Source organism: Streptomyces sp. NPDC006385, assembly GCF_040612485.1.
GTDB lineage: Bacteria > Actinomycetota > Actinomycetes > Streptomycetales > Streptomycetaceae > Streptomyces.
This window is the reverse complement of record NZ_JBEXQG010000082.1, coordinates 17,895-34,309: the sequence shown is the minus strand read 5'-3', so window position 1 is coordinate 34,309 and position 16,415 is coordinate 17,895. Positions and strand designations below refer to the sequence as shown.

The following is a 16,415-nucleotide window of genomic DNA, read 5'->3' as shown; positions in this document are numbered from 1 at the left end:
CTCCTGCCCGGTCGAGGCCAGGGTCATCTTCCGCTTGGCGTTGTGGGTGTCGAAGCAGTACCAGGGCCGGCCCCGCAGACACGCCCGGCACTGGCCGCACACCGCACGCCAGTTGAGGACCACGAAGTCACCGGGAGCCACGTCGGTGACCCCCTCCCCCACCGACTCCACCACTCCCGCGGCCTCGTGGCCGAGCAGGAACGGGAAGTCGTCGCTGATGCCACCCTGTTTGTAGTGCAGATCGGTGTGGCAGACCCCGCACGCCTTGATCTTCACCAGCGCCTCACCCGGACCGGGATCGGGCACGACGATCGTTTCCAGGCTGACGGGGGCGCCCTTGCCCTGCGCGACGACAGCACGGACCTGGTGAGTCATGACCACTCCTCGGCTGGTGCGGGACCTGTGAGGCAGATGTTGCTCAATACGGCACGCATCTCATGTGCCGCAACACAGCATCGTGGAGCGCCGAGCGCGGGTCAAGGAGTCGACGCGCACCGCGCCCCGGCGGCGCTCGGTCACTCGTGCGCGCCGACCGCCGAGTGGGGACAACTGTGAAAAAATGCCCATGAGATTGCGAAGGAGATACCCGTGAGCAGTCCTGGCGACAAAGCCGGCTACCAGAGGATGCGGCTGGACCGCACCGGCCAGGCCGAGGCCTTCGACGCCATCGGAGACCGCTACGACGAGGCCTTCCCGCACAAGGAGGGGCAGGTCGCGGCCGCCGACTGGCTCATCAGGTCCCTGCCGGCCGGGTCGCGGGTGCTGGACCTGGGGTGCGGCACCGGGATGCCGACCGCGCTCCAGTTGGCGGAGGCGGGTTTCCAGGTCGTCGGTGTGGACCTGTCGAGCGCGATGGTGGCGCTCGCCCGCGAGCACGTGCCCGCCGGGGTCTTCCACCAGGCGGACATCGCGGATCTCCAGCCCGGTGGCTCCTGGGACCTGGGGCGCTTCGACGCGGTGGCGGCCTTCTTCTCCCTGCTCATGCTGCCGCGCGCCGAGATCCCGCTGGCGCTGCGGACCATCCACGACCTGCTGCCCCCGGGCGGTCTGTTCGCGCTGTCGATGGTGGAGGCCGACGTGGACGACTTCTCGATCCCGTTCATCGGAAGCACCATCCGTGTGTCCGGCTATCTGAGGGACGAGCTGCGCGAGGTCGTCGAGGCGGCCGGTTTCGAGATCGTCGAGGAGTCGTCGTACACGTACGCCCCGGCGACCGTGGACGTGCCGCCCGAAGTGCAGGTCTTCCTGCGCTGCCGACGGCACACCTGACGACTCCCGATCCGCCCGCCGCTGGGTGGGCCCGCAGTGCCGGAGGGACCCGCGTGACGAAGCAGCACCTCGGAGCCGAGCAGGGCACCGGCGGGCCTGCGTCCGGTGCGCGCGGACCCGCCGCCCCCTCGCGCCGTGCCGCGGCGAGGCGCCCGCCGGCCTCGGAAGCCCGCGCCGGGCACCCGAAGGACGACGGGACGGACGTCGCCGAACCGCAGACCGACAGGCTCCGCTACCTCGACACGGCGACCCGGCGGATCGCCCGGGGCATGAGTCTCGACGAAACCCTGCACGAGCTGTGCCGGGCGGCCGTCCCGGCCTTCGCCGACACGGCGTTCGTCCACCTGTACGCCCCGCTTCCGGCCGGCGACGAGACCGACGCCGCTCCCGGCGTCCTGCGGCTGCACGCCACGGACCACGCCCCGCTGCGACGGGCGGCCACCTGCGGGCCCGGGCCGGCCGCACCGGCCGCCGGCACGGTGGAGGCGGCGGAGGTCGTACGCCCCGCCGCCACGGGTCCGCTCGCCGAGCTGCTCCGGGCCGGGCGGCCGGTGTTCGCGGACACGCCGGGCAACGCCGCCGCGGCGGCCGAGGTGCTGGGGGCGGCGCGCGCTGCCCGCACGGTGCCGCCCGGACGACGCCTGATCATCGCTCCGCTGCACGGCCGCAACCACGTCCTGGGCAGCGTCGTCCTCATCCGCGGACCCGACCGACCGGACTTCACCGGGGACGACCTGCTCGTCGCCTCGCAACTCGCCACGCACACCGCGCTCGGCATCGACAAGTCGGTCGTGTTCGCGCGCGAGGCGACCGTCGCGGACGCGCTCCAGCGCACGATGCTCCCGCCGTCGCTGCCCGAGCCGGCCGGCGTCGTGCTGGCCAGCCGGTACCTGCCGGCCTCGCGGACCGCGCAGGTCGGCGGCGACTGGTACGACGCGATCCCGCTGCCCGGCAACCGCGTAGCCCTGGTCATCGGCGACGTGATGGGCCACTCCATGACGTCGGCGGCGATCATGGGCCAGCTGCGCACCATCGTGCAGACCCTGGCCGGTCTGGATCTGCCACCGGACGAGATCATGCACCACCTCGACGAGCAGGCGGAACGGCTGGGCAGCGAGCACACGGCGACCTGCCTGTACGCCATGTACGACCCCGTGCGGCACCGCTTGCTGGTGTCCAACGCCGGTCACCTGCCGCCGGTGCTCCTGCACCCCGACGGCGGCACGGAGGTCCTGCGGGTCCCGCCCGGAGCGCCGATCGGCGTCGGCGGCGGCGGAGGCTTCGAGTCCACCGAACTGCACGCCCCGGCCGGGGCGACCCTGGTGCTCTACACCGACGGCCTGGTCGAGTCCCGCGACTCCGACGTGCTGGCCGGCGTGGAGCGGCTGCGCACCCGACTGCGGGAGGCCGCCTCGGGAGCGGCGCCCACGGGCCTGGAGGAGTTGTGCGACCAGGCGCTCGGCATGCTGGGCGCGAGCGACCGGGACGACGACGTCGCACTGCTCGCCGCCCGGTTCGAGGGCATCCTGCCGGAGACCGTCGCGTACTGGTACATGGCCCCGCGCCCGCAGACCGCGCGGCAGGCCCGTCGGCTCACCCGCAGGACCCTGCGCGACTGGGGCCTCGACTCCCTGGTGGAGTCCACCGAGCTCCTGGTCAGCGAGGTGGTGGCGAACGCCGTACGCTTCGCCTCCCGGCCGATCACCCTGCGGCTGCTGTGCACGGACGTCCTGCGCTGCGAGGTGGAGGACGACTCGCCGATGATCCCGAGGATGCGGCACGCCCGGCTGAGCGACGAGGGCGGCCGGGGGCTGTTCCTGGTCGATCAGCTGGCGGGGAGCTGGGGTGCGACGCGGGTGAGCACCGGCAAGGTGGTCTGGTTCGAGCAGCCGCTGCCCGCCGACCTGGACTCTCACCGAGGGGGCGCTATCCGGGCGTGACGATCACGGTGACGGTCCGGTTCCGCGCGGCGCTCGCGTACGGCGCGTCGCGCTGGTCCCCGCTGGCCGTGGTGAAGGCGGTGAGGGGCTTGCCGCTCGCGGTGCTCAGCTCCCGGGCGGCGATGAGCGCGCGCCAGAGCGACAGGACGGATCCGCCGCTGCTCGGGGCGCCGGGCACGGTGGCGGTGTGGCCGTGGATCTCGACGCCTGCCTTCCGCCCCGCCAGGCGTCCGCCGAGGACGGCGAGGCGGTCCGCCCCGGCCGGGGTCAGCTCAGCGCCTTGCGAGAAGATCCCGTCGGTGAAGACGACCTCCACGGAGCCTGCGTGTACCGCCGGGTGTATGCCCGGTGCCCGCAGCGCGCCGGCCAGCGCCGTGGCCGCCTGTGTGCGGCGGGCCGTCGCACGCTCCCGCTCCCGTGCCTGCTCCGCCCTGCGCTCGGCGTCGAGGCGTCGGGCAAGCTGCTCCGCCCGGTCGGCCCGCGACGGACCCGGCCGTGCCGGCTGTCCGTCGGCGCCGTCGGTGAGGACGACCGTGCAGGCCGTGATCGCGGCCACCGCGCAGACCGCGGCGGCGAGTGCCGTACGGGCGCGGTGCCGGGCGAGCGCCGCTCGTGGACCGGGGCGGCCGAGCCGGTCGATCCGGGCCAGCCCGGCCGCCGCGGCCGGGTCCCGAGGGTGCCGCTCCTGGACGCCGCGCCAGCACTCCGCCGCCTGGTCCGGCTCCCCTCGCTGGGCGTGGACGCGGGCGAGCAGGTCGAGGACGTCCGGGTGGCCGGCCGCGTCGGGACCGGCGTCGCGCAGCAGCCGCAGGGCACCGTCCAGGTCACCGCAGCGGGCGGCCGTCCGGGCACGTGAGACGAGCACCGCGACCCGGAGCGCGAGGGCGGCGGGCGCCGTACCCCCGGAGCCCGCGCTGCCGGGTTCCGCTCCGCCGCCCGCAGGACCGCTGGGTCCCGCACCGCTGAATCCCGCACCGCTGGATTCCGTATCGCCCGGCGTTGTGCCGTCCGTCGGGATTCGGGATGTGGGCACCGTCAACTCCTCTGTTCCGCCGTCTAGTTGATTCCGCCGGACTTCCGCTCGGCCTCATCCGCGGTTCCCGGTGGCAGCAGTCGGCGCAGCCGCTCGTTGGCCCCGGCGAGGGCGCGGCGGTCCCCGGCGGCGACGGCGCGGCGGCCTTCCAGGATCGCGGCGTCCGCCTGGGCGCGGGAGAACATCTCGTCGCGCAGTTCGACCAGCGCGTGGAAGACCACGTACTCCCACTGGTCGGTGCGGCGCAGCAACTCGACGTGGAACTCCCCGGCCCGCTTGATCAGCCGCCGCAGGTCCGCGGGAGTGGCGTCGTCGCCGAGCGAGCCGGCGCGGTCGCGCATGTTCTGCAGCTCCCGCCGGTCCGAGGGCCCGCCCCCGACCTGTTCGACGACGTCCTCGCAGGAGCTGAGCAGATCCCACAGCTCGCGTTGCAGTCCGGGGATCTCGATCGCCTCCTCGATGTCGTCGAGCTGCGCCTCCACATCGCGGATGCGGCGATCGCTGGTGACGGCGGCGCCCGTGTCGACGGCCGCGGCGTCCACCTCCTTGCGGAGCTGGACGATGGTCTTCTGCTCGGAGAGGTCCTCCAGTTGCGCCCGCGCCCGGTCCGAGAACACGTCGTCGGCCTGGTCCCGCAGCAGGCGTACCCGCTGCTCCAGGTCGTGCAGGCGGTCCACGAGCTCGCCGTGCTCGGGAGCCAGCAGCTCGGAGCGGTTGATCGTCGCCTCGAACTGCTGCTCAAGCAGGGGGAGGTCGGCGGTGACGAGGACCTCCCGGCTGCTCGCCTCGATCTCGAAGGTCACCTCGACCTCGCTCTGGGCGGGCAGGTCGATACGGATGTCACGCGGGCGGATCTCGATCAGACCGACCCGGGTGTTGCGGTCGGCACGCCTGCGCTCGCCCTCCAGCAACGGGATGCGGATGACGGCGTCCGGCTGGGACCGGTGCAGCGGGATGGTCGTCCGGTAGGGCTTGGTCACCTGGGCCGGCAGCGTGGTGCCCTTGCGGAGCAGCGGGTCGAAGGTGCCGTCGGCCTTGCCGATGCCGAGGGTGCCGGTGAGCACCGCGTCGCCGGGGACGACGGCCGCGTGGCTGATGGAGAAGGTGTCGCCCGCCAGTTTCCGCCGGGTGCCGGAGGTGTCGGCGAGCTCCACCGTGAAGCGGGACCTGGTGTCGGCGTCGATGGCGACCTCGGTGTAGAAGGTGCCGTCCGGGCCGAGTTCGGTGCGCGGGCCGCGGAACGGCGGCCTGCCGTCGGGATTGCTGAGGGTGACGGTGAACCTGGTCCAGTCCACCGCGGTACCGCTGCTCACCTTGCCGGAGACCGGGATGCCCGTGGTGTCGACGGACTGCGCCGGGTAGTGGAGTTCGATCGCGAACTCGCCGGGCGCGGCCTTCTGCGGCTTCTTCGGCAGCCGGATGGTGCGGGCGAACACGGCGGCTCCGCGCGCGACCACCGTGGTGGGGTCCTGGCTGTGGTCGAGGGGGATGCCGGGCCCTTCGACCGGGTCGGCGAGCAGTTCGCGCAGTCCGGGGCTGAGGGTCGCGCCGCCGACGAGGAGCAGCCGGTCGATGTGGTCGGGGCGCAGGGAGCTCTCCGCGAGCGCGTCGCGGCAGAGCCGGATGGCACGGGTGTAGAACGGCAGCGCCAGGTCGTCGAGGGCGCCGCGGGTCAGGACGTACTCGAAGGGTTCGATGCCGCCGTTGCCGTCGTCCAGGTCGACGGAGACCTCGACCGAGGCCGTGCGGGACAGCGCGATCTTGGCGTTCTCCGCCTCCAGCTTCAGCTTGGCGAAGTTCCTGCGCCAGTGCGGGTTGTCGCGGGTGAAGTCCGGCAGGCCGAGGTCACGCCGGACCGCGGGGGCCAGCAGGTCGTCGACCAGGGCCCAGTCGATGAGCTTGCCGCCGAGGTAGGGGTCGCCCGCGTGCTGGAGGAGTTGCAGCTCGCCGTCGCGCTTGCTCATCAGGGCCGCGTCGAAGGTGCCGCCGCCCAGGTCGAACACCATCCAGTGGGCGGCGTCGGAGGCGTCCTGCACGCCGTAGGCGATCGCGGCGGCGGTCGGCTCCTGCACCAGGGGGCAGTGCTCGCCGAGCCCGGCGAGGGCCGCGGCCGAGCCGGTGGCGTTGTTCTGGTGCAGGGCGAAGGAGGCCGGGACGGTGATCACGGCGGCCTCCGGCGGGGACCCGAACTCGTGCGCGGCGTCCTGGCGCAGGGACTTGAGCACCTCGGCGGAGAGCTCCTCGGGCGTGAGCGTGGTGCCCGCGCGCCGGAAGAGGCGCTGGGCGCCCGCCGCGCCCATCTCCAGCTTGAACTCGGCGTAGGCGTTGTCCGGATCGTTCTCCGTGCGCTCCCGGGCCCGCCTGCCCACGTGGATCACCCCCTCCTTGGGGATCCACACGGCGGAGGGCGTGCAGTCCCAGCCGTCGTTGTTCTTGATGACGCGTACGCCGTCGTCCTCGGCCACCGCGATGGCGCTGTTGGTGGTGCCGAGGTCGATTCCGAAGTCGATGGTCTCGCGCATGGGCGTGCACTCCTCGGTGGTTCACGTGTCGTCGGTGGTTCACGTGTCGGGCGTCTGCTCGGGGGCGGGCCTGCCGACGATGACCTGGCCCATCTGGATCCGTTCGCCGCGGAAGTAGACCGACGGCCGTACCGTCTCCAGGACGACCTCCCGGTCCAGTCCCGGCTCGTCCTGGATCACCAGGGCCTCCAGCGACTGGCCGGAGTCGAACGGCATGCCGTCGTGCTCCTGGATCTCCAGCCCGTCGTCGGCGAGCGCCTGACGGCTCGCGTGGACCTGTCGGCGCACCTGCCGCAGGTCGGCCGCCGAGAGCGGGCCGGTTCCCTGGTCGAGCTTGCGCAGGGCACGCCAGATACCGATGGCGGCCCTGAGCAGCGTGTCGGTCCCGGCGCCCTCCGGGGTGCGGGCCCGCTCGGCGAGCGCCTCGGCGGCCTCGGCCTCGGCGAGCACGGTCGCGGCCCAGTCGGCCTGGACCGGCTCCAGCAGCGGGCGGGGGATGCGGAACTCGGGCGGATGCCTCAACTGGCCGAGCGCGGCGCGCACTTCGCGTGCTCGGCGGCGGACACGGGAGGCCGTCTCCTGCTCCTTCTCCTTCTCCTTCTCCTTGTCCTTCCGCGTCATGCCTCTCACCCCCCGACCGCCATGTAGAGGAGGGCGAAGGCCACCCCGACCGCGACAGCGGGGCCGAAGAAGTACCCGACCGTGAGGAGGACGAGGGCGGCGACGCCGAGGCCGATGAAGGTCTTCTTCCAGGGGAACGGCCTGGCGGCCCCCGGACGCTCGGAACCCGCCAACTGGTCCTGGATGGCGTCCCAGTTGGCCTTGATGTCGTCCGCGTCCCGCTCAGGGGCGATCTCGTAGGCCCGCTCGACGAGTTCGAGCATGGTCTGCCGCTTCCACGCGGTCGACCGCGCGCTCTGGTGGCCGGGGAGCGCCACCGCCAGGTTGTTCAGGGCTACGGCGACCACGTGCGCCGTCTCCTCGTACCGCCATTCCGGGACGAACGCCCGCAGTGGTTCGAGCTCGTCGAACCGGGGCAGGACCTGCTCCCGCAGGATCGCGACCGCGTCCTCGTACTGGCCGGCGTTCTTCCGGTCCTTCGCGGACAGCACCCCCTCGTCGATCCTGTCCATCGCCTCCTCCACCATGTCCTCGAACACCTCGGGGAGGAGCTGCGCGAAGGGCGCGTGCTCCGCCCAGCCGGCGCACACCCGGGCCAGCCGCGCCCTGAGACCGGGGGCGGCGGCGAGTTCCCCGAAGGGCGACACGAGCAGCCGGGGAAGCCCGGCCAGGAAGTCGTCCGCCGTGTGCGCGCCGAGCCTCGGGTCGTCGAGTGTCCTGATGCGGTGGGCGATGTGCTGCCGGAACTCGGGGCGTTCCAGCAGCTCCGCCCAGTGCGCCGCCGTGCCGGACCAGAGCCTGTCCCGTTCCTCCGTGGTGGCCTCGACGCGTCCGGTCTCCACCTCCAGCACCAGGGCGTGGCAGCGCACCGCCTCGTCGTGGCCCGCGTGCACCGGTCCGGGGCAGCCGCACCCGAAGTCCGTGTCCCCCCACCGCCACAGCAGCTCGTCCACCAGGCGTCGCCGTGGATCCTGGAACTCCTCGAACGCGCTGCGGACCTCCTCCTTGCGGTGCCCTCCCACCAGGGGCAGGTCGGCGTCCCCCGGCCAGGTCTCCTCGACCTCCAGCCGAGCCTCCAGCCGCTGCCTGTGCGCCCGTACGGCACGCCCGCGCGCGTCGGCCGGCAGTCCGGTGACGGCGAAGACGTTGCGACGGTACAGCCGCACCCCGGCCAGATCCGTGAAGCGGGACAGCGTCCCGGTGCCGCGTCGGGCGGCGGACGTCTCGCTCGCCCGGCCGTCCGCAGTCGTCCTGTCCATCCGCTCTCCATACGTCCGCTGTCCGTACGCCCGCTGCTCGTAGGTCCGTTACTCGTAGGTCCGTTGCTCCTAGGTCCGTTGCTCGCGCGTCCGCTGTCCATACGTCCGTCGCCCGCGCGTCGGGCCGGTCACAGGACCACCCCCCGGCGCCATGTCATCAGCCGCGCCAAGTGCCGTTCCCGGAGCCTGGGATGGCGGCTGACGGCCTCCTCCAGCTGGTTCGCGGCCTCCGCGAGGCGTCCCGGCGTCCGGGAGAGCTCGATGGCCGCCCGGACCAGCTCCTCGACGGACCGCTCCACGGCCGCCGGTCCGTGCCGTGCCGGTCGCGCCCCGCCCGGGGACCGCAGCGCCTCGGCCCGTTCGGCGACCTCGCGGGCCGTGGCCGGCCGGTCGGACGGGTCGGTGCGCAGCATGTCCGTGACCAGGCGGTCCAGTTCCGGTGCCACGTCGTCGTTGAAGGCGCTCGGTGGCGGCAGCGGGCGGGTGAACCGCTCCAGCGAGAAGGACTGCACCGGATCGCCGCCGTCGTAGGGGAAGTGGTCGGTGAGCAGGAAGTACGCGATGGTGCCCAGTGCCCAGACGTCGCCCGCGCAGGAGTAGCCGGTGCCGCGGCGCAGCACTTCCGGCGGCATGTAGGCGACCGTCCCCTGGGCGCTGGCCGCCCTGGTGCCCGGGTCGGTCTCCTTGGCGAGACCGAAGTCGCTCACCTTCACCCGCAGCCCGGACTCGTCGTAGGTGATGAGCACGTTGGCCAGCGACAGGTCGCGGTGCACGATGGGGTGCTGCCGCTCATGGGCGACGGCCAGTCCCTCGGCCGCCTGCCGCAGCACGGCCGTGGCCTCGCCGACCGGCACCGCGCCGGAGTGGGAGGCGACCAGCCGTTCCAGGCTGCCGCCCGCCACGTACTCCATGGTGATGTAGCCGCGCACCCCCTCGGAGGTCTGCACGGTGCCCGCGTCGAACACCCGGATGATGTTGGGGTGTCCGAGGGTGGAGAGGATGCGGGCCTCGTCGAACAGCCTGGACGTCGCCTCCAGCGAGGCCACGTGCTTGAAGAGTTTCAGCGCCTGCCAGCCGAGGATGTGGTGGCGTACCCGGTACACCTCGGCGAAGGCGCCCTCCCCGAGCCTGCGGTCCACGACGAGCGCGGAGTTGATCCGCTGCCCACGGGTCAGCAGGGTCCCCGCCACGCCCGTCGTGTCCCCCGTCATCCGCCGCCCCTTCCGCATCCGAGGTCACCGTCACCGTGGCACGCGCGTCCCGGGACCCCTCCCGGAGTCGTCCGCCGGTCAGGAGTGGGTGACCTTGATGCGGGAGATGCGGACCTCGCCGTGGTTGTCGTCGTCGCACGGCTCGGAGTTGTCGCAGTTGGCCTGCGTGTAGGCGCCCGCCTTGAAGTAGTTGGTGTCGCCGTCGTGGGAGATCGTGGTCTGCCGGCGGCCGTTGTAGTAGACGTCGATCTCCCCGTCCTCGGCCACGAACTTGGCCTCGAACTCGGTGCCCAGCTCGTAGTCGTCGGTGACGAGGTGATGGTGGCGGTCGTCGCCGTCGGTGATGTAGAGCTTGCTGCCTTCGAGGCGGAAGACGGTGACGTCGTCGTCCCCGCCGTGCACCTGGGCGCCGACCAGATACGGCCGCTCCTCGGGCAGTGCGGTGAACGCCTCCCTGACCACGAGGGTGTGGGTGCCGTCCGTGGTGGACCAGGCGGCTTCGTCCTCGCCGCCGTCGGTCATCTCCCGCAGTTCGGCGCGCGGGTAGCTGGACCCGCTCGTCGTCACGCCGTTGACGGCCGCCCGGAACCGGACCGCGTCGCAGCCGGCCTCGATCCGGAACCAGGGGGCGGCCGAGAAGGTCGCCAGTTCGGGCTGGGTGATCTCGGTGGGGTCCTCGTCGTCGCCGGTGGGCAGGGTCAGCTTCCAGTTCGTCAGATCGAGGACGTCGGAGGGGTACGCGCACCGGTCGGCCGCCGGCTCGTGCGGGGCCGGGGAGTCCGCGTGGGCGGACAGCGCGAGTGCCACGGTCGAGACCGCCGCGGTGACGCCCGCAAGCAGACAGGTCCTCGTGCTCGGCATGGTGGTCTTCCTCTCCGTCGGGGGTGTTCGCTCTGGCCGATGCGTACCGTAGGCGTGGTTGTCGGGACCGGTCCCGGAGCCGCCCGCGTCCGGACCGGATGTCACTATGCGTGCGACTGATGAAGGCTCTGGGTAGACCCTGCGTACGGGCTGCCCTACGCAGTAGGTTCGACCCGTGCGTGCGGCTGTGGCCGTGTACGTTCCGACTCGACCAAGGGGGAAGATCCGTGCGTTCCGGGGACGAGTTCGCCGACCGCTATGTCCTCAAGGAGGTCATCGGAGCGGGGCGCGGCGGCGATGTGTGGCTGGCCCACGACAAGGTGGTGGGCCAGGACGTCGCGCTGAAACCCGAGCGGACGGACGGCGAGGGCGAGACCGCCGTGCGGCGGCTGCTGGGCGAGCCGCGTGCCATGGCCAAGTTCCGCGACCACCCCCACGTCGTGACCCTGTTCGACGTCGTGACCGAGCCGCCGGGCGGGGCGGGGTGCAAGACGTACTGGTTCGTCATGGAGTACGTGCCCGGTGGCGGCCTGGACCGGCAGCCTCCGGTCTCTCCCGCGCGGGCGGCCCGTATCGGTGCCCAGCTCGCCGACGCGCTGGCCGCCCTGCACGAGGCGGGCATCGTCCACTGCGACGTCAAGCCCGCCAACATCGGCCTCACCCGGCAAGGGACCGCGAAGTTACTGGACTTCGGTGCCGCTTACCGGATCGGCGGCGCCGAGACCATCACGGTCAACGGCCCGTTCAGCTTCACCCCGGACTACGCCGCCCCCGAGCTGGCGCGGGGCAACGTCCCCCGGCCGGCGTCGGACGTGTTCTGCCTCGCGGCGACCCTCTACGCGCTGGTCACCGGTGCGCCGCCGCGCGGCGAGACAGCGCGGGGCCACGCCGCTCCCGGGCAGGTGGGGGACGACGCGGAGGACGCCGAGCGCCTGCGTTACTGGAAGGCCGAACAGGGCGTCGTCGAGATCGACGCGGCCGCCGTGGGACCGCTGTACCCCGTGCTCACCGCCATGCTGCGGCGCGATCCCCAGCAGCGCCCCGACGCCGCCGAGGTCAAGCGGCTGCTGGAGGCCGTCGCCGGGTCCGGGGCGGAGCCCCCTCGGGACACGGCCACCACCAGCGCCGCCGGGCGGCGACGGTGGCGCCGTCCGCTGATCGCGGCCGCCGCCGGCCTGGCCGCCGTACTGGCTCTGGGGCTCGTCGTCCTGCCCGACCACGGCGACGGCGGGAAGGCGGCTGCCGGGCCCGGACAGAGCCGACTGGAGGAGGACGCCTCGGGCGGCGAACCGCGGGCGGCCCTGATCGGTGATCCGCGCACGGCCGACGTGTGCGCCCTGGCCGACCCCGCCGCTCTGGGCACGTTCGGCAAGGGTGAAGTGGACGTGGACTACGGGAACTTCGACCGCTGCGACGTGCTCGTGGCGGTCGACGACAAGACCCGCATCGACGTGTCGATCCGCCTCCTTCGGGGTTCGCCGCCGGAGGGGTCGGAGCCCTCCCGCACCGTCGGGAGGATCGGCATCCGGGAGGAACAGGCCGAGAACGACGAGTGCACGCTGCTGCTGACGTCCGACGGCGACTCCGGAGACACCCTGGTCGGGGTCCGCGTCAACATGGGCAAGGGTTCCGTGGTCGGCGGCACCGCGACCCTGTGCACGGTCGCCGACAAGGCCGCCGGCAGCGCGGCCGAGGTCCTCGACCGGGGTCCGCTCCCCCGCCGTTCGCCGCCCTACCCGCGCGCGTCGCTGGCCTGGGCGAACGCCTGTGAACTGCTCGACACCAAGGCGCTGTCCGCCGTGCCCGGCCTCAAGGTCGACGTGCCGGACGTCGGGGTCGCGAACTGGAGCTGCGAGTGGTCGAGCGACGTCGACGAACTGGACGCGGAGGTGGGATTCTTCCGCGATCAGCCCAAGTCCGCGGCGGACGGCAGGTCCCTCAGGCTCAGCGGATACCGAACGGTCGTCGAACCGGGCGACGACGGGGACGCCTGCACGGCCTTCGTCGAGTACCGCAGGTACAGCGGCCGCAATGCCGAGACCGCGGCCGAGATGGTGCGCCTGGACGTCGGTGGGCAGCAGCCCGTGGACAGGCTCTGCGGGATGGCCGAGGACCTCGCCGCCTCCGCCGCCTCGGAACTCCGCGCGCGATGACAGCGCACCGGGTCAAGGGATGTCGGCGCCGTCTCGGCGGCCTCAGGGCGCGGAGTCGGGCCAGGTGTCGTCGTCCTCCATCAGCTCCAGGTCCGGCGGTACGAGCGTCGTCGACTCCACCAGCCCCTTGATCAGGTTGTGCAGCAGACCGTTGTCGCCGGGCCGGCCCTGGGACTTGTCGTGCATCAGCGGGTACCGGAAGCCGGTGCGGTCCAGACGGCGGCGCACGGCCTCGATCCGGTACTCGATCTTGCGCTCGTTCCAGTGGCCGTCCGGGCGCAGGTAGCCGAGCTGCTTGGCTGCCATGGCGTACGTCAGGGGGCGCGGGTCCTCCTCGTACAGCAGGTACCGCTGGCCGAGGACGACCAGCAGCAGCCGTTCGTCGTCGTCGAGCGCCCAGGTCTCCGGGCGGACGGTCTCCGCGCGCCGCCGCGAGACGGGCCCTTGGTCGTCGTGGCCGGCCACGTACAGCTCGACCAGGTGCTCACGGTATCCGGAGCCCTTCACGAACAGCGGGGTGTAGCCGGTGGCGAGCGGGATCGGCTCGGTGGTGAGGTGCATCATCCGGCCGCGGGGCAGCCGCACGAGCTGCTGCCCGGTGTTGCGCAGCCACCACATCCCCTGACGGTATGTCAGCTCTCCGTGTCGTCGGCTCACCCTCAGGTCGTCCACGCCGACCCCCAGATCCACGTCCGGCTTCTCGCCGCGCCCGAAACGGACCGTCGTCCCCGGGTGGGGCGGTGCGCTGAGCTCGCCGATGACGGTGCGGGCGTGCAGGGTGCCGGGCGCGGCGGGCGCGACACCACGCGCGAGGCTGGCCGAGAGGGACATCACTGGTCTCCTTGTTTCCTGACGTGCGGGTTCGAGGGCTGCCCTGGTCGAGGGCTGCCCTGGTCGAGGGCTGCTCGGTTCGAGGGCTGCTCGGTTCGAGGGCTGCTCGGTTCGGGGGCTGCTCGGTTCGGGGGCTGCTCGGTTCGAGTACGTCCCGGTGGACGTACGACGTACTGACCAGTGTCCGCACCCGTTACGGGACCCCTCCCCAAGACTGGCGGCCGCTCACGAAGTCGGCACCGGGCGAGTCAGTACGCCGACTTCAACGCTCCCCCCGGAAGCTTCCCACCGTCCTCGCGGCCCACGCTGCACAGCACCTCGCGGAAGCCAGCGTCCCATTCCTCGTCCGAGGAGTACCAGCCCCAGATCTCGTGCCCCTCACCGCGGGCCCAGTTGACGCCGTACTTCTCCTCGCACAGCCCTCCGGTGTCCACACTGTCCGCCGAGCTGTCGCCCGAGGCCCGGGTCCAGCCGACCACCTGCTCGTCGTGCGGCTTCTCGCAGCTGACCAGGGTCTTGGTGTACGAGCCGTCCTCGTCCTCCTTGACGTTGATGCAGTCCCCCGGGCCGAGCTGCGTGATGTACACCTCGTCGCCGAAGCGGCGGAAGTCGCCGACCGGGCCGCCGAGGGTGGCGTTCCTCAGGAAGATCAGGCAGGCCGAGGCCGGCGGTTCGCTCTGCCCCGGCTCGGGCGTGAGGACGTGCAGCACCGGGTCGGCCATGGACTTGCGCAACTCCGCCGTGCGCCGGGCGCATTCGTCCCGCACCGCCTCCGCGCCGGACGCCGCCACGGTCGCGATGACCTGGCCCTCGGGATCGTCGTCGTAACAGTCGACGAGCTTCACCGCGGGCCGCCCCTCGAACGCCCCGCCCTTCCAGTCGGCGTCGACGCACTGCCCCGGCACCAACCCCTCGCGCAATCCGGCCTGCCTGCCGTACGGGTACGCGCCGCGCGTCACGGTCGGAGAGGGAGTCGCGGCCACCTTCGTACCGACCCGCGGTTCCTTCACCTCGTCCCGACCGTCCTGGTACGTGGCGGCGCCCAACGCGAAGCCGCCGCCCCCGACCAGCACGGCGGCGAGCGCCAGCAGCAGGGGCGTCCGGCGGCCCCGAGTCCGGTGGGCGGCGCCCGAGGTGCGCCGGGCGCGGGCGAGGCGCTGCTTGACGGCGGCGGCCCGGGAAGAGGCGTGCTCCGTCGTGGTGCCGAGAGGGCCTGCGCCGGTCGTGGTGCCGAGATCACTTGAGTCGGTCGTGGTGCTGGGAGCGCCTGCGTCGGTCGTGCTGCCGGGAGCGCCTGCGTCGGTCGGGGCCTGGGCTCGCATGGCCTCGGCGAGCAGTTCGCGCGCCTGCCCCGCCTGCATCCGGTCCGCCGGGTCCTTGGCCAGCAGCCCCATGATCACACGGCTGAGCGGATCGCTCGCCCGCCGCGGCACGTCCGGCTCCGTGGTCAGCGCCGCCATGAGGGAGGCGTCGAGCGTGTCCCGTTCGAACGGGGAGGTGCCCTCGACGGCGAAGTACAGCGTGACGCCGAGGGAGAACAGGTCGGTCGCGGGCGTCGCCTCGCCGCCGGACAGCCGCTCCGGCGCCAGGAAGCCGGGCGTGCCGACCACCATGCCGCTCTGGGTGACCCGAGTCTCGCGGGGCCACAGCGAGATGCCGTAGTCCGTGAGCAGGACCCGGCGATCGGCGGCGCCGGAATGGTCCGGGGCCAGCAGGATGTTGGAGGGCTTCACGTCCCGGTGGATGATGCCGATCCGGTGCCCGGCGCGAAGGGCGTCGAGGGCGGCCGCCCCGATCCTGGCCACCTCGTCGCTCGGCAGCGACGCGCGTTCCTTCACCACGGCGCGCAGGTCCCGGGTGCCCGGCAGGTACTCCATCACGATCCACGGACGGCCGTCGTCCTCCACGACGTCGTACACCGTGATCACGTTGGGGTGCTCGCGCAACTGCGCCGCCTTCAGGGCCTCCTTGCGTCCGCGCGCGGCGGGGTCGCCGCCGGCCGCGTCCGGCTCCTGGGGTACGTCGATCTCCTTGACCGCGACCTGGACCCGGAGTTCCTCGTCGTCGGCCAGCCAGACGTCGCCCCCGCCGCCGGACCCCAGCCGCTGCCGCAGCCGGTACCGCCCGGCGATGACCCGTTCCTCCCGTGCCACCAACGCCCCCTTCTTCGGCCGCGCTTCCTGACCGGCCGCCGCAAGTCCCCGGCGGTCGCCGCCCCCATGCTCACCCGACCGCTTCGGGAGCCCTCCCGAACCGGGCGTGCCGCCGCGGCGTCGGACACCCGGCGCCGAGCAGCGGGGCCGTGCCCAGGGCGACGGCCGTCGGGGCAAGTCCCCCGACCTCGTCGGGCGCTGCGTTCGGCATGGCGGGTGCGAGCCCGGCAGCCCGGGAGCCCGGCGGTAGACAAGGCCCGCTCCGGTGCCCCCCGATCCCGACGCCCTGGAGTCCCGGTGAACGACCCCGCCGCCCCTGTCCCGCCCGCACCACGCCCACCACTCCCACGCCGCCCACGCCGACCACGCCGCCCACGCCGACCGCCTCCGACGGCACGCGGTACGCGGCGTGCGCGGACGGCACCTGTTCCTTCTCCACCCTGTTGCGGCAGTCCGCAGTGCTGCCCGGGAAGCAGCGGGCGCCCTCGCGCGGCGATCGGAAGGGCGGGCACACCGCGCCGTGATCACATCGTTCGTCGGACTGAGTGCTCCGTCGCGGCGA

12 protein-coding genes are annotated in these 16,415 nt (G+C 72.9%); 3 read left to right on the top strand and 9 right to left on the bottom strand.

All coding sequences use genetic code 11. The annotated features are described in order from the left end of the window. Positions 1 to 375 (bottom strand): alcohol dehydrogenase catalytic domain-containing protein (locus ABZ078_RS38065; protein ID WP_356583112.1); only part of this gene is annotated, 375 nt, incomplete at its 3' end. 249 nt (positions 376 to 624) lie between these two features. On the opposite strand from ABZ078_RS38065, the gene ABZ078_RS38060 reads away from it, so the two are divergent. Together ABZ078_RS38060 and ABZ078_RS38055 are read left to right on the top strand one after the other, a co-directional pair. Then, the gene (locus ABZ078_RS38060) at positions 625 to 1,269 is read left to right on the top strand and encodes a class I SAM-dependent methyltransferase (RefSeq protein ID WP_356583113.1); all 645 of its coding nucleotides are present in this window, start codon (positions 625 to 627) and stop codon (positions 1,267 to 1,269) included. Positions 1,270 to 1,322: 53 nt separating this feature from the next. After that, complete coding sequence (locus tag ABZ078_RS38055; RefSeq protein WP_356583111.1) at positions 1,323 to 3,209, top strand: SpoIIE family protein phosphatase; 1,887 nt, start codon at positions 1,323 to 1,325, stop codon at positions 3,207 to 3,209. Here the strand turns inward: ABZ078_RS38055 and ABZ078_RS38050 are convergent. The 6 genes from ABZ078_RS38050 to ABZ078_RS38025 all read right to left on the bottom strand — a co-directional run bounded on the left by ABZ078_RS38050 (position 3,196) and on the right by ABZ078_RS38025 (position 10,716). Next, on the bottom strand, positions 3,196 to 4,242 hold the full coding sequence (locus ABZ078_RS38050) for a tetratricopeptide repeat protein (RefSeq protein ID WP_356583110.1): 1,047 nt from the start codon (positions 4,240 to 4,242) through the stop codon (positions 3,196 to 3,198). The two genes, ABZ078_RS38055 and ABZ078_RS38050, sit on opposite strands and share 14 nt — an antisense overlap. 23 nt (positions 4,243 to 4,265) lie before the next feature. Beyond that, positions 4,266 to 6,764 carry an Hsp70 family protein gene (locus tag ABZ078_RS38045; RefSeq protein ID WP_356583109.1) on the bottom strand — a complete coding sequence of 833 codons (2,499 nt, stop codon included), beginning with the start codon at positions 6,762 to 6,764 and terminating at the stop codon, positions 4,266 to 4,268. Between the two features lie 39 nt (positions 6,765 to 6,803). Beyond that, positions 6,804 to 7,385 carry a hypothetical protein gene (locus ABZ078_RS38040; RefSeq protein ID WP_356583108.1) on the bottom strand — a complete coding sequence of 194 codons (582 nt, stop codon included), beginning with the start codon at positions 7,383 to 7,385 and terminating at the stop codon, positions 6,804 to 6,806. Positions 7,386 to 7,390: 5 nt separating this feature from the next. After that, positions 7,391 to 8,644, bottom strand: a complete 1,254-nt coding sequence (locus ABZ078_RS38035; protein WP_356583107.1) for a hypothetical protein — start codon at positions 8,642 to 8,644, stop codon at positions 7,391 to 7,393. Between the two features lie 128 nt (positions 8,645 to 8,772). Further along, positions 8,773 to 9,855, bottom strand: coding sequence for a protein kinase (locus tag ABZ078_RS38030; protein WP_356583106.1), 1,083 nt, complete (start codon positions 9,853 to 9,855; stop codon positions 8,773 to 8,775). A 78-nt stretch (positions 9,856 to 9,933) separates the two neighbouring features. Further along, positions 9,934 to 10,716, bottom strand: coding sequence for a polysaccharide lyase family 7 protein (locus ABZ078_RS38025; protein ID WP_356583105.1), 783 nt, complete (start codon positions 10,714 to 10,716; stop codon positions 9,934 to 9,936). A gap of 227 nt (positions 10,717 to 10,943) precedes the next feature. Here ABZ078_RS38025 and ABZ078_RS38020 point away from each other — a divergent pair, with 227 nt between their 5' ends. Then, positions 10,944 to 12,869 carry a serine/threonine-protein kinase gene (locus ABZ078_RS38020; RefSeq protein WP_356583104.1) on the top strand — a complete coding sequence of 642 codons (1,926 nt, stop codon included), beginning with the start codon at positions 10,944 to 10,946 and terminating at the stop codon, positions 12,867 to 12,869. Between the two features lie 42 nt (positions 12,870 to 12,911). On the opposite strand, the gene ABZ078_RS38015 is transcribed toward ABZ078_RS38020, so the two are convergent. Together ABZ078_RS38015 and ABZ078_RS38010 are read right to left on the bottom strand one after the other, a co-directional pair. After that, complete coding sequence (locus tag ABZ078_RS38015) at positions 12,912 to 13,700, bottom strand: FHA domain-containing protein (RefSeq protein ID WP_356583103.1); 789 nt, start codon at positions 13,698 to 13,700, stop codon at positions 12,912 to 12,914. A gap of 248 nt (positions 13,701 to 13,948) precedes the next feature. Beyond that, a complete protein-coding gene (locus ABZ078_RS38010; protein WP_356583102.1) occupies positions 13,949 to 15,853 on the bottom strand; it encodes a serine/threonine-protein kinase in 1,905 nt (634 codons plus the stop codon). Positions 15,854 to 16,415: the final 562 nt, after the last annotated feature.